Source organism: Burkholderia sp. LK4, assembly GCF_001043615.1.
GTDB classification, from domain to species: domain Bacteria; phylum Pseudomonadota; class Gammaproteobacteria; order Burkholderiales; family Burkholderiaceae; genus Burkholderia; species Burkholderia cepacia.
Genome location: NZ_LDUL01000071.1, coordinates 1 through 12,186, shown reverse-complemented (window position 1 = coordinate 12,186; position 12,186 = coordinate 1). Strand labels below are relative to the sequence as shown.

The 12,186-nt window shown below is 66.0% G+C and carries 12 protein-coding genes; 6 read left to right on the top strand and 6 right to left on the bottom strand.

Features of this window, described 5'->3' with window-relative positions; genetic code table 11:
* The first annotated feature begins 157 nt into the window (after nucleotides 1-157).
* Nucleotides 158-799: a carbonic anhydrase gene (locus VK92_RS30860; RefSeq protein ID WP_048020493.1), complete on the top strand. Its 642-nt coding sequence runs from the start codon at nucleotides 158-160 to the stop codon at nucleotides 797-799.
* Between the two features lie 33 nt (nucleotides 800-832).
* Complete coding sequence (locus tag VK92_RS30855; protein ID WP_027786862.1) at nucleotides 833-2,383, top strand: SulP family inorganic anion transporter; 1,551 nt, start codon at nucleotides 833-835, stop codon at nucleotides 2,381-2,383.
* 71 nt (nucleotides 2,384-2,454) lie between these two features.
* On the opposite strand, the gene VK92_RS30850 is transcribed toward VK92_RS30855, so the two are convergent.
* The 6 genes from VK92_RS30850 to VK92_RS30825 all read right to left on the bottom strand — a co-directional run bounded on the left by VK92_RS30850 (nucleotide 2,455) and on the right by VK92_RS30825 (nucleotide 9,462).
* Complete coding sequence (locus tag VK92_RS30850; RefSeq protein WP_021162803.1) at nucleotides 2,455-3,999, bottom strand: 2-isopropylmalate synthase; 1,545 nt, start codon at nucleotides 3,997-3,999, stop codon at nucleotides 2,455-2,457.
* Between the two features lie 315 nt (nucleotides 4,000-4,314).
* The gene (pssA, locus tag VK92_RS30845; RefSeq protein WP_021162801.1) at nucleotides 4,315-5,187 is read right to left on the bottom strand and encodes a CDP-diacylglycerol--serine O-phosphatidyltransferase; all 873 of its coding nucleotides are present in this window, start codon (nucleotides 5,185-5,187) and stop codon (nucleotides 4,315-4,317) included.
* A 15-nt stretch (nucleotides 5,188-5,202) separates the two neighbouring features.
* Nucleotides 5,203-5,847: a phosphatidylserine decarboxylase gene (locus VK92_RS30840; protein ID WP_027784995.1), complete on the bottom strand. Its 645-nt coding sequence runs from the start codon at nucleotides 5,845-5,847 to the stop codon at nucleotides 5,203-5,205.
* Nucleotides 5,848-5,974: 127 nt separating this feature from the next.
* The gene (gene ilvC, locus VK92_RS30835; RefSeq protein WP_021162800.1) at nucleotides 5,975-6,991 is read right to left on the bottom strand and encodes a ketol-acid reductoisomerase; all 1,017 of its coding nucleotides are present in this window, start codon (nucleotides 6,989-6,991) and stop codon (nucleotides 5,975-5,977) included.
* A 104-nt stretch (nucleotides 6,992-7,095) separates the two neighbouring features.
* A complete protein-coding gene (gene ilvN, locus VK92_RS30830; protein ID WP_011352712.1) occupies nucleotides 7,096-7,587 on the bottom strand; it encodes an acetolactate synthase small subunit in 492 nt (163 codons plus the stop codon).
* Between the two features lie 111 nt (nucleotides 7,588-7,698).
* Entirely contained in the window at nucleotides 7,699-9,462 is a 1,764-nt protein-coding gene (locus tag VK92_RS30825) for an acetolactate synthase 3 catalytic subunit (protein ID WP_048020490.1), read from the bottom strand.
* A 355-nt stretch (nucleotides 9,463-9,817) separates the two neighbouring features.
* On the opposite strand from VK92_RS30825, the gene VK92_RS30820 reads away from it, so the two are divergent.
* Genes VK92_RS30820 through VK92_RS30805 form a run of 4 tightly spaced genes read left to right on the top strand, consistent with a single transcriptional unit; the run spans nucleotide 9,818 to nucleotide 12,116 of the window.
* On the top strand, nucleotides 9,818-10,381 hold the full coding sequence (locus VK92_RS30820; protein ID WP_048020489.1) for an RNA polymerase sigma factor: 564 nt from the start codon (nucleotides 9,818-9,820) through the stop codon (nucleotides 10,379-10,381).
* Nucleotides 10,378-10,818, top strand: a complete 441-nt coding sequence (locus VK92_RS30815; protein ID WP_048020487.1) for a DUF3619 family protein — start codon at nucleotides 10,378-10,380, stop codon at nucleotides 10,816-10,818. Before VK92_RS30820 ends, VK92_RS30815 begins: the two co-directional genes overlap by 4 nt.
* Before the next feature lie 26 nt (nucleotides 10,819-10,844).
* Entirely contained in the window at nucleotides 10,845-11,603 is a 759-nt protein-coding gene (locus VK92_RS30810) for a DUF3106 domain-containing protein (protein ID WP_048020486.1), read from the top strand.
* 6 nt (nucleotides 11,604-11,609) lie between these two features.
* Complete coding sequence (locus VK92_RS30805) at nucleotides 11,610-12,116, top strand: RDD family protein (RefSeq protein ID WP_048020484.1); 507 nt, start codon at nucleotides 11,610-11,612, stop codon at nucleotides 12,114-12,116.
* The last annotated feature ends 70 nt before the right edge of the window (nucleotides 12,117-12,186 follow it).

Here is a 12,186-nt window from a genome sequence, read left to right as displayed (position 1 = left end):
CACTACGCCAAATCAATTTGAAACAATTTGTTTCAACACCCCCGAAGCGCTAGGGCATACCCCTAATATCAGTCGAAACTCAACCTTTCAATTTAGAAAGCATGCCATTTCGTCATTTTTGCCGATATTCGATTGCCTTTATCTCAAAGGAGTCCTCATGAATCGCCCCAAGAGCATGCTGGTTGCCAACATCGCCTGGGCCCGCGAAACGCGTGAACACACGCCCGGTTTCTTCGACGCGCTCGCGCGCGGCCAGAACCCGCGCGTGCTGTGGATCGGCTGCGCCGACAGCCGCGTGCCGGCCGAAACCATCACGCACTGCGCGCCCGGCGAGCTGTTCGTCCATCGCAACATCGCGAACCTGTTCCATCCCGACGACGACAATTCCGCCAGCGTGCTCGAGTACGCGGTGCGCGTGCTGCAGGTCGACCACGTGATCGTGTGCGGGCACTACGGATGCGGCGGCGTACGCGCGTCGCTGCTGCCGCCGCCGTCCGACCTGCCGCACGTCGCACGCCGCATCGCGCCGCTGTGCGCGCTCGCGCGACGCCATCGTGACACGCTGGACGGGCTCGACGACACGGCCGCCGCCGACCGCCTCGCCGAGCTCAACGTGCTCGAGCAGGTACGGCTGCTGCGCGCGTCCCCGATCGTGCGGGGCCGCGAACGGCCACCGCTCGTGCACGGCTGGATCTTTTCGCTCGCGGACGGCCGCCTGAAGGAACTCGATTCCGGCTACACCACCCCGCCCGTCGACGTCGAACCCGCGCAGGCCGTCGCAGCCTGCGCGCTCGGCTGACCTGCCCCCAAAGCCAATGAAATCATCCCGACCATGAAACTGAACCAGCGCCTGTCCACCCTGCCGCGCGACATCGTCGCCGGCGTCGTCGTGTTCCTCGTCGCGCTGCCGCTGTGTCTCGGCATCGCCAACGCATCCGGCGTCGAACCGTTTGCCGGGCTCGTATCCGGCATCGTCGGCGGCATCGTCGTCGCGCTGCTGAGCGGCTCGTCGCTGTCCGTCAGCGGGCCGGCCGCCGGCCTCGTCGTGATCGTCGTCGAAGGTATCGCACAACTCGGCAGCTTCTCCGCGTTCCTGCTCGCGGTGCTGCTGTCCGGCGTCCTGCAGTTCGGGTTCGGCATGCTGCGCGCCGGCCGGTTCGCCGCCTACGTTCCGTCACCCGTCATCAAGGGCATGCTCGCCGCGATCGGCCTGCTGCTGATCGTGAAGCAGATTCCGTTCGCGTTCGGTATCGGCGGTTCGGCCGCGCAATCGTTTGCGAACTGGCCCGGCCTGCCGGTCGCGTGGGCCGCCACGGCCATCGCGCTTGCGTCGCTCGCGCTGCTGATCGCGTGGGACACGTCCGCGCTGCGCCGCTTCGCGCTGGTGCGCTCGGTGCCGGCTCCGCTTGCGGTCGTCGTGCTGGGTATCGGCGCCACGCTCGTGCTGAGCATCGTCGCACCGTCGGTCGCGCCGGGCGCCGCCCATCGCGTGACGCTGCCCGAACTCGGCTCGTTCGCGGCCTTTGCGGCGTCGCTCAAGCATGCGGAGCTCGGCCCCAACTTCGCGCAGCTCGTCAATCCGGACGTGTGGCGCGTCGCGATCACGCTAGCGGTCGTCGCGAGCCTCGAGACGCTGCTGAGCCTCGAAGCCGTCGAGCAGATCGATCCGAAGCGCCGGCCGACCCAGCCCGATCGCGAACTCAAGGCCCAGGGCGTCGGCAATCTCGTCGCGGGCGCGGTCGGCGGGCTGCCGATCACGTCGGTGATCGTGCGCAGTTCGGTGAACGTCAACGCGGGCGCGCAAAGCCGGATGTCGGCGATCGTGCACGGGATGCTGCTGCTCGCGAGCGTGTTCGCGCTCACCGGCCTGATCAACCTGATCCCGCTCGCGAGCCTGGCCGCGATCCTGATCCATACCGGCTTCAAGCTGGCGAAACCGGCGCTGTTCCGCTCGGTGATGAAACAGGGGCCGGCCGCCTTCGTGCCGTTCGCCGCGACGATCGCCGGCGTGCTCGCGGTCGACCTGCTGTTCGGCATCGCGCTCGGCCTCGCGTGCAGCGTGCTGGCCGTCGCCGTCGCGAACCTGAAAAGCCCCGTGACGCTCGCGCAGCACGACGACCACTTCCTGCTGTCGTTCCGCAAGGACGTGTCGTTTCTCGGCAAGGTGCAGGTCAAGCATCATCTGCGGCACATCCCCGACCGGGCCGCGGTGATCATCGACGCGACGCGCGCCGATTACATCGATCACGACGTGCTCGAACTGCTCGACGCGTTCGTCGCCGATGCGCCGCGACGCGGCATCGCCGTCGAGTTCCGGCGCCGCAGCCCGGTGCCGCGCACGGCCGCGCGCCGCTGGCTGTTCCGTGCGCCGGCCGCCGAATGAGCGGCGCATGAAAAACGCCCCGGCGGCGCAGGGCCGCACGGGGCGTTTCGGTGATGCGCGACGCGCAGCGCTTACGAGCGCTGCGGATTGAGCTTGTCGTCCTTCGAATGCAGCTTGTTCAGCGCGGAGATGTACGCCTTCGCGGATGCGGCGACGATGTCCGGATCGGTGCCGACGCCGTTGACGATCCGCCCGCTCTTCGACAGCCGGACAGTCACTTCACCCTGCGCCTGCGTACCGGTCGTGATCGCGTTCACCGAGTACAGCAGCAGTTCGGACCCGCTGCCGACTTCGCTCTCGATCGCATTGAACGTCGCGTCGACCGGGCCGTTGCCGCGCGCCTCGCCGGTCACTTCCTTGCCTTCGACCCCGAACACGACCTTCGCGTGCGGCTGCTCGCCCGTTTCCGAGTGCTGCGACAGCGACACGAACTTGAAGTGCTCCTGCTCGTGTGCGAGCGCCGATTCCTCGGACACGATCGCGATGATGTCCTCGTCGAAGATCTCGGCCTTGCGATCGGCCAGATCCTTGAAGCGCATGAACGCCGCGTTCAGTTCGCTTTCGCTGTCGAGCGACACGCCGAGCTCCTGCAGGCGCTGCTTGAACGCGTTACGGCCCGACAGCTTGCCGAGCACGATCTTGTTCGCGGTCCAGCCCACGTCTTCCGCGCGCATGATCTCGTAGGTGTCGCGCGCCTTCAGCACGCCGTCCTGGTGGATGCCCGACGCGTGCGCGAACGCATTCGCGCCGACCACCGCCTTGTTCGGCTGCACGACGAAACCGGTGATCTGCGACACGAGCTTCGACGTCGGCACGATCTGCGTCGTGTCGATGCCGACGTCGAGGCCGAAGTAGTCCTTGCGGGTCTTCACGGCCATCACGATTTCCTCGAGCGACGTGTTGCCCGCGCGCTCGCCGAGACCGTTGATCGTGCACTCGATCTGGCGCGCGCCGCCGATCTTCACGCCGGCGAGCGAGTTCGCCACCGCCATCCCGAGGTCGTTGTGGCAATGCACGGAGAAGATCGCCTTGTCCGAGTTCGGAATGCGTTCGCGCAGCGTCTTCACGAGGTTGCCGTAGAGCTCGGGCACGCCGTAGCCGACCGTGTCGGCGATGTTGATGGTCGTCGCCCCTTCGGCGATCACGGCTTCCAGCACGCGGCACAGGAAGTCGAGGTCCGAGCGGCTGCCGTCTTCCGGCGAGAATTCGACGTTGTCGGTGAACTTGCGTGCGAACCGCACTGCGAGACGCGCCTGCTCGAACACCTGGTCCGGCGTCATGCGCAGCTTCTTCTCCATGTGCAGCGGCGACGTCGCGATGAACGTGTGGATCCGCGAGCTGTTGGCCGGCTTCAGCGCGTCGGCCGCACGCTGGATGTCCTTGTCGTTGGCCCGCGCCAGCGAGCAGATCGTGCTGTCCTTCACGAGACCGGCGATCGTGTGGATCGCGTCGAAGTCGCCGTTCGAGCTGGCCGCGAAGCCAGCCTCGATCACGTCGACCTTCATCCGCTCGAGATGCTTCGCGATGCGGATTTTCTCTTCCTTCGTCATCGACGCGCCGGGCGATTGTTCGCCGTCACGCAACGTCGTATCGAAAATGATCAGCTTGTCTGTCATGGGGAGGCTCCAGGGGGCTTTATACGGAAGTCAAACGTAACGAGATCGCGCCACCGTTGGCGACGCTCAACAACAGACGAGGCTTGACGGAGGGCGAGAACGGTCAGCGCGGCAGGCACGCCGAAGCTGGCGCGCGTAGCGGCGCACCGGCTAGAAGGAGGGAGAGGCGGGGAAATGCAGTCATGCCGAAGACTATAGCGACATTCCGTTGGGTGCGCAATCGGACGGCACCCGGGAACCGACGCGGCCCGACTGGAAAAAGGGGCCAATGAAAACGGCGGCCCCGAGGCCGCCGTTTCCGGGCAAAAACGCGCGTCAGTGATCGCGCTGCGACGAGCGCGCGGGGTTTGCCCGCCCGCGCACGGCCATGTAGGCCCAGAACACGTAGCCGGACAGCCCGTACAGCACGAACAGGCAGAACAGCATCAGCGGCGGGTCGGACGACACGAGCACGAACGCGACGACGACCAGCAGGATCGCCGCGAACGGCACGCGGTGCCGCACGTCGAGCGCCTTGCCGCTGTAGAACGGCGCGTTCGACACCATCGTCACGCCCGCATAGATCGTCAGCACGAATGCGACCCACGGCAGCCAGCCGAGCTTCATCGGCACGCGGTTGTCGGTCGCGAGCCACACGAAGCCCGCGATCAGCGCGGCGGCGGCCGGGCTCGGCAGCCCCTGGAAGAAACGCTTGTCGACGACGCCGATGTTCGTGTTGAAGCGCGCGAGGCGCAGCGCGGCGCCCGAGCAGTAGACGAACGCGGCGAGCCAGCCCCAGCGGCCGAGATCCTTCAGCACCCACTCGTACATCACGAGCGCGGGCGCGACACCGAACGACACCATGTCCGACAGGCTGTCGAACTGCTCGCCGAACGCGCTCTGCGTATGCGTCATGCGCGCGACGCGCCCGTCCATCCCGTCGAGCACCATCGCCACGAAAATCGCGATTGCGGCGATCTCGAAGCGCACGTTCATCGCCTGCACGACCGCGAAGAAGCCGCAGAACAGCGCGGCGGTCGTGAACGCGTTCGGCAGCAGGTAGATGCCGCGCGTCTTCAGGAACCGCTGGCGCGCGGCGCGGCGGCTCTCGATAGGCACCGGATCGGCGGCCATCCCCTTGTTGCGGCGGAACGGGCGTGGCGTCTGGCCGGCGCCGTTGCGCGGCCGACGCGGTTTGAATGCGGCCATCGTGCGCCTCGCCGCTTACTGCTCGAGCTCGGCGAGGATCGTCGACGACGCGTAGACCTTCTCGCCGATCGACACCTTCGCGCGGCTGCCGAGCGGCAGGTACACGTCGACGCGCGAACCGAAGCGGATGAAACCGTAGCGCTGGCCGCGCGACAGCGGCTCGCCGGCGCGCACGTAGCAGAGAATCCGGCGTGCGACGAGGCCGGCGATCTGCACGGCGGTCACGGTCTTGCCGCTCGCCGTCTGGATCACGACCGCGTTACGCTCGTTCTCGGTGGACGCCTTGTCGATCGCCGCGTTCAGGAACGCACCCGGGAAGTACTCGACCTTCGAGATCGCGCCATCGACCGGCGAACGCTGCGAATGGACGTTGAAGACATTCATGAACACGCTGATCTTCAGCGCTTCGCGGTTCGCGTACGGGTCCTGCGCGGTCTCGACCGCGACGATGCGGCCGTCCGCCGGGCACAGCACCGCGTTCGGCTGCGCCGGGATCGGGCGCTGCGGATCACGGAAGAACTGGACGACGAAAGCGAGCAGCAGCCAGAACGGCCACGCGAAGCCGAAGCCCCCGACGGCGTGGATCAACAGCGCGATGACGGCAGCAATCGCGATGAACGGCCAGCCTTCGCGCGCGATGATCGGATGAGGATAGTTCATGGATTCGTTCTGTGTTCGGTGAATTGCAAAGCCCGTAGCATAACAAAAGCCGCCCGGGGCACTGCTGCCTTCGGGCGGCTTTTTGGTACCGGCCCTCTATTCGAGGGGCCGGAACAGCACGCGGTGCTTAGTTCTTCGTCTGGTCGACGAGCTTGTTCTTCGCGATCCACGGCATCATCGCGCGCAGCTTCGCACCGACCTGCTCGATCTGGTGCTCGGCCGTCAGGCGACGGCGCGACTGCAGCGTCGGTGCGCCTGCCTTGTTCTCGAGGATGAAGCTCTTCGCGTACTCGCCGGTCTGGATGTCGGTCAGGCACTGCTTCATCGCCTTCTTCGTCTCTTCCGTGACGATGCGCGGGCCCGTCACGTACTCGCCGTACTCGGCGTTGTTCGAGATCGAGTAGTTCATGTTCGCGATGCCGCCTTCGTAGATCAGGTCGACGATCAGCTTCAGTTCGTGCAGGCACTCGAAGTACGCCATTTCCGGCGCGTAACCTGCCTCGACCAGCGTTTCGAAACCGGCCTTGATCAGCTCGACGGTACCGCCGCACAGCACGGCCTGCTCGCCGAACAGGTCGGTTTCGGTTTCTTCACGGAAGTTCGTCTCGATGATGCCGGCACGGCCGCCGCCGTTCGCCGCAGCGTACGACAGCGCGATGTCGCGTGCCGCGCCCGACTTGTTCTGCGCAACCGCGATCAGGTGCGGCACGCCGCCACCTTGCGAGTACGTGCCGCGCACGGTGTGGCCCGGTGCCTTCGGCGCGATCATGATCACGTCGAGGTCGGCGCGCGGGATCACCGCGCCGTAGTGGACGTTGAAGCCGTGCGCGAATGCCAGCGCCGAGCCCTGCTTGATGTTCTCGTGCACTTCCTTCGCGTACACGTCGGCGATCTGCTCGTCCGGCAGCAGCATCATCACGACGTCGGCGCCCTTCACCGCTTCCGCGACTTCCTTGACCGACAGGCCTGCGTTCTCGGCCTTGCTCCACGACGCGCCGCCCTTGCGCAGGCCGACCGTCACGTTGACACCGCTGTCCTTCAGGTTCAGCGCGTGTGCATGGCCTTGCGAGCCGTAGCCGATGATCGTGACTTGCTTGCCCTTGATGAGGGAGAGGTCAGCGTCTTTGTCGTAGAAAACGTTCATGATGGTTCCTTCGCTAATTCAAAAATTCAACAATTCGTTCGGATGGAGTACTGCGGGCCGGGACATGACGGCGCACCCGGCGTGCCACTTTGGCAATGTCGGCATCACACCTTCAGGATGCGCTCGCCGCGTCCGATGCCGGAGCTGCCGGTGCGCACGGTCTCGAGGATCGCGCCCGCGTCCAGCCCCTGGATGAATGCGTCGAGCTTGTCGCTCGCGCCCGTCAATTCGATCGTGTAGGTCTTTTCGGTCACGTCGATGATGCGGCCGCGGAAAATGTCCGCCATCCGCTTCATTTCTTCGCGCTCCTTGCCCACTGCACGTACCTTGATCAGCATCAGCTCGCGTTCGATGTGTGCACCGTCGGTCAGGTCCACCACTTTCACCACCTCGATCAGGCGGTTCAGATGCTTCGTGATCTGTTCGATCACGTCGTCGGAGCCAATGGAAACGATGGTGAGCCGCGACAGCGATTGGTCTTCGGTCGGCGCCACCGTCAAGGTTTCGATGTTGTAGCCGCGTGCGGAAAACAGACCGACCACGCGCGACAGCGCGCCCGGTTCGTTCTCCAGCAGGACGGAAATGATGTGTCTCATGTTCGCTTCTTCCAGAATGTGTCCGTGTCGATTCACTCGCGCCGCGCGCCGCCGCGTGCCGCACCGCCTTTCGTGAAGGCGGCCGCTTCGGCCCAGGCGCGCGTCGCGCCGTTACAGGTCTTCCGATCCGAGCAGCATCTCGGTGATGCCCTTGCCGGCCTGTACCATCGGCCAGACGTTTTCGGTCGGATCGGTCTGGAAGTCGAGAAACACGGTGCGGTCCTTCAGGCGCAGCGCTTCCTTCAGCGCCGGCTCCACATCCGAGGTCTTTTCGATCCGCAAGCCGACATGGCCGTACGCTTCGGCGAGCTTCACGAAGTCAGGCAGCGCATCCATGTACGAATGCGAATAGCGCTTGCTGTATTCGATCTGCTGCCACTGGCGAACCATGCCGAGATAGCGGTTGTTCAGCGAAATGATCTTCACGGGCGTGTCGTACTGCAGGCAGGTCGACAGCTCCTGGATGCACATCTGGATCGAGCCTTCGCCCGTGATGCACAGCACGTCGTCGTCCGGGTGCGCCATCTTGACGCCCATCGCTGCCGGCAGGCCGAAGCCCATCGTGCCGAGGCCGCCGGAGTTGATCCAGCGACGCGGCTTGTTGAAACGGTAGAACTGCGCCGCCCACATCTGGTGCTGGCCGACGTCCGAGCACACGAACGCATTGCCGTCCGTCAGCTCCCACGCCTTCTCGACCACGTACTGCGGCTTGATGATCTCGCTTTCGCGGTCGTACTTCAGGCAGTCCTTCGAGCGCCAGCCCTCGATATCCTTCCACCATTGCGCGAGGGCTTCGGTGTCGGGGCCATGCTCGGCCGTCTGCAGCTGCTCGATCAGCTCCTTCAGCACCTCCTTCACGTCGCCGACGATCGGGATGTCGACCTTCACGCGCTTCGAGATCGACGACGGGTCGATGTCGATGTGGATGATCTTGCGCGGACGCGACGCGAAGTGCGCCGGATCGCCGATCACGCGGTCGTCGAAGCGGGCACCGATCGCGATCAGCACGTCGCAGTGCTGCATCGCCATGTTCGCTTCGTAGGTGCCGTGCATGCCGAGCATGCCGAGGAATTTCTTGTCCGACGCGCGATAGCCGCCGAGGCCCATCAGCGTGTTCGTGACCGGGTAGCCGAGCAGGTCCGCGAACTGGTTCAGTTCACGCGACGCGTCGGCGAGGATGATGCCGCCGCCCGTGTAGATGTACGGACGCTTCGCCGTCAGCAGCAGCGACACGGCCTTGCGGATCTGGCCCGAATGGCCCTTCGTGACCGGGTTGTACGAACGCAGCGACACGCTCTTGACGGGCTCGTACTGGCACGGCGTCTTCGAGATGTCCTTCGGGATGTCGATCAGCACGGGGCCCGGACGGCCGGTGCGGGCGATGTAGAACGCCCTCTTGACGGTTTCCGCGAGGTCGCGCACGTCCTTCACAAGGAAGTTGTGCTTCACGCACGGACGCGTGATGCCGACGGTGTCGCACTCCTGGAACGCATCCTGGCCGATCGCTGCCGTGGGCACCTGGCCGCTGATCACGACCATCGGGATCGAATCCATGTACGCCGTGGCGATGCCGGTCACCGCGTTGGTGACACCGGGGCCCGACGTCACGAGGCAGACGCCGACATTGCCGGTGGAACGCGCATACGCATCGGCTGCGTGCACGGCCGCCTGTTCGTGGCGCACCAGCACGTGCTGAATCTTGTCCTGCTTGTAAAGCTCGTCGTAGATGTAGAGTACCGAGCCGCCGGGGTAGCCCCAGATGAATTCGACGTTTTCATCGGCCAGTGCCTTCATGAGCACGGTACCGCCGATGGAGTCGCTATCGGGAGGGGAAAGGGGTTCCGACGTGGAGAATTCCGCGCTGGGCATGTTCATTTTGACCTTTCGAATTTTCGGCAAAAAATTGATCGGGTGCTCTCTGCCGGGCTTGTGGCTCGGGTTCAAGCGGCGCGTCCAGTTTGAAGGGCAGGCTTCTTGGGCCAGCCTCAAATGAGACCATCACTTCATGTTGCGAATCGCTGACGATAGCGGGTCGCGAATGGGTCGTCAAGCAAAATATCCCGCAGCGCATCATGGGCGCCGTCCGGCACCCCGCCGCCGCGGCTCGCGCGCAACGTGCGGCGCCCGCCCCGGTGCCAAGCGGCACGAAAATTTGATAGCATCCGCGGGTTTTACGAAATTTTTCGACCTTTTTCACCACGCAGCGGTCCGCAGCGCATACCTTCACGGAATGGCATCAGACAAGGAACTCGCCGACTTTCTGGCGGGCGTCGAAAGGCGCGCGTTCAAGCAGGCTGCGTACGCCGTGCGTGACGACGATGCGTCGCTCGACATCGTGCAGGACGCGATGATCAAGCTTGCGGAGAAGTACGGCGACCGGCCGGCGGCAGAACTGCCGCTGCTTTTTCAGCGGATCCTGCAGAACACGATCCACGACTGGTTTCGCCGGCAGAAAGTCCGCAACACGTGGGTCACGCTCTTCTCGTCGCTGAACAACACCGACGACGACGACTTCGACCCGCTCGAAACACTCGAATCCGCGAACGACAACGTGGGCGTCGAGAGCAGCGAGCACCGCCTCGAACGAGAGCAGGTTCTGGCCCTGATCGACGAAGAAATCCAGAAACTTCCGGCGCGTCAACGGGAAGCGTTCCTGATGCGTTATTGGGAAGATATGGATGTCGCCGAGACTGCCGCCGCAATGGGGTGCTCCGAGGGCAGCGTGAAGACGCACTGCTCACGAGCCACCCACACGCTGGCGCACGCGCTCAAGGCCAAAGGAATCACGCTATGAGCTCCGCTCCCGTAAATCGAGAACACGAATTCGCGCTGAAGGTGCGCCGCGCACTGGACGAGCGCGCGGCCGACCTGCCTGCCGCGACCACCGACCGACTGGCCGCCGCCCGCCGGGCTGCGCTCGCGCGCAAGAAGCCCGAAGCCGCGACCGTGCCGGTGTTCGTGCCGGCCTTCGCCGGCGCGGCCGGTGCGTACGGCACGACGCCCGCGAGCCGCCCGCAGGCCGGCCGCCCGTACGCGTCGTTCGCGCGCCGCCTGCTGCGCGCGTGGCCGCTGGCGCTGCTGCTCGCGGGGCTCGTCGGCATCGCCTACTGGGAAGACATGCAGCGCACCGCCGAACTCGCCGACATCGATGCGGCGATGCTCAGCGACGACCTGCCGCTCAACGCGTATCTCGATCACGGGTTCAACGCGTATCTGTCGCGTGCGCACTAACAGACAATAACGAGGGGATCGCACGGGTGAGTCAGAAGCGCGGCCTGGCCGTATTTTTCGGATGCGTAATCGCGATCGCCGTTTCCTACGTCGCCACTTACCCACGATTCCACCCGGCCCCCGCGACGTCAACCGCCGCGGCCAACAGCCCTGCCGCGCCCGCGTCGGCCGCGACCGGGCTGACCACCGAACTCCCCCCGCTGCCCCTGCCGCTGCCGGCCGCGTCCGGCCCGCTGTCCTGGGCGCGCCTCACGCCGGCGCAACACGCGGCACTCGCGCCGTTCGCCGACCAGTGGGACGGCTTCAGCGACGCGCGCAAGCGCAAATGGCTGAAGATCGCATCGCGTTTCGCGAAGTTGACGCCCGATGATCAAAAGCGCCTGCAGGAGCGGATGACCGAATGGGCGCGGATGACGCCCGAGCAGCGCCGCGTCGCGCGCGAGAACTACCAGAGTGCGAAGGAGCTGTCCGCGCAGGCGCGCGAGCGGGCCTGGAAGGCGTACCAGCAACTCCCCGAGGAGCAGAAGGAACGTCTCGCGGCCGCCGAGCGCCGCCGCCGGCCGAGCGTCGTCAGCGCACCGCCGACCGTCGCCGACCGTGACGTCCGCCGCCTCGTCAATTCGCACGACCACGCCGCAAGCGGCGCAGCCACCGCGCCGGCGCCCGTCCCGGCCGCGGTCACGCCGCCGGTGCCCGCGTCGTCGACGGCCGGCACCGCATCCGCGCCGGCCGCCGTGGCACCGGTGTCGCCCGCCGACGCCCCCTCGCTGTTCAAGGGCTCCTGAGCGGCCGTGGCGAACGCCCGCGCCCCCGAAACCCCGGCCGCCGCGCCGTCCGTGCGGCGGCGTCTCGCCGCGCTGCTCTACGAAGGCGTGCTGCTGTTCGGCGTGGTGTTCTTCGCCGGGCTCGCGTTCAGCCTCGCGACGCAGCAGCGCAACGGCCTCGTCCATCACAACCTGCTCGCCGCCTGGATCGCGCTCGTGGTCGGCGCGTACTTCGTCTGGTTCTGGACCCACGGCGGCCAGACGCTGCCGATGAAGACATGGCGGCTGCGGCTCGAATCGTCGAGCGGCCGGCCGCTGAGCGCGGGCCACGCGCTCGTCCGCTATGCGCTCGGCTGGCTGTGGTTCCTGCCGCCGCTCGCGCTGCACCCGCTCCTCGGCCTGTCGGTACCCGTCACGCTCGCGCTCACCGCCGCGTGGATCGTCGTGTGGGCCGGCGCGGCCCGGCTGCATGCCGGCCGCCAGTTTCCGCACGACCGGATCGCACGCACGCGCATCGTCGCCATTCCGCGCTGATGCGTTGAAGCGTTGAAGCGCTGACGCACCGCATTCACCAGACGAAAGCACGTCGCCGAGGCGCCCACCC

Excerpts from the sequence above, each read along its gene's own strand:
- VK92_RS30860 (WP_048020493.1), top strand. The coding sequence starts at position 158 with ATGAATCGCCCCAAGAGCATGCTGGTTGCCAACATCGCCTGGGCCCGC.
- VK92_RS30855 (WP_027786862.1), top strand. The coding sequence starts at position 833 with ATGAAACTGAACCAGCGCCTGTCCACCCTGCCGCGCGACATCGTCGCC.
- VK92_RS30850 (WP_021162803.1), bottom strand. The coding sequence starts at position 3,999 with ATGACAGACAAGCTGATCATTTTCGATACGACGTTGCGTGACGGCGAA.
- pssA (WP_021162801.1), bottom strand. The coding sequence starts at position 5,187 with ATGGCCGCATTCAAACCGCGTCGGCCGCGCAACGGCGCCGGCCAGACG.
- VK92_RS30840 (WP_027784995.1), bottom strand. The coding sequence starts at position 5,847 with ATGAACTATCCTCATCCGATCATCGCGCGCGAAGGCTGGCCGTTCATC.
- ilvC (WP_021162800.1), bottom strand. The coding sequence starts at position 6,991 with ATGAACGTTTTCTACGACAAAGACGCTGACCTCTCCCTCATCAAGGGC.
- ilvN (WP_011352712.1), bottom strand. The coding sequence starts at position 7,587 with ATGAGACACATCATTTCCGTCCTGCTGGAGAACGAACCGGGCGCGCTG.
- VK92_RS30825 (WP_048020490.1), bottom strand. The coding sequence starts at position 9,462 with ATGAACATGCCCAGCGCGGAATTCTCCACGTCGGAACCCCTTTCCCCT.
- VK92_RS30820 (WP_048020489.1), top strand. The coding sequence starts at position 9,818 with ATGGCATCAGACAAGGAACTCGCCGACTTTCTGGCGGGCGTCGAAAGG.
- VK92_RS30815 (WP_048020487.1), top strand. The coding sequence starts at position 10,378 with ATGAGCTCCGCTCCCGTAAATCGAGAACACGAATTCGCGCTGAAGGTG.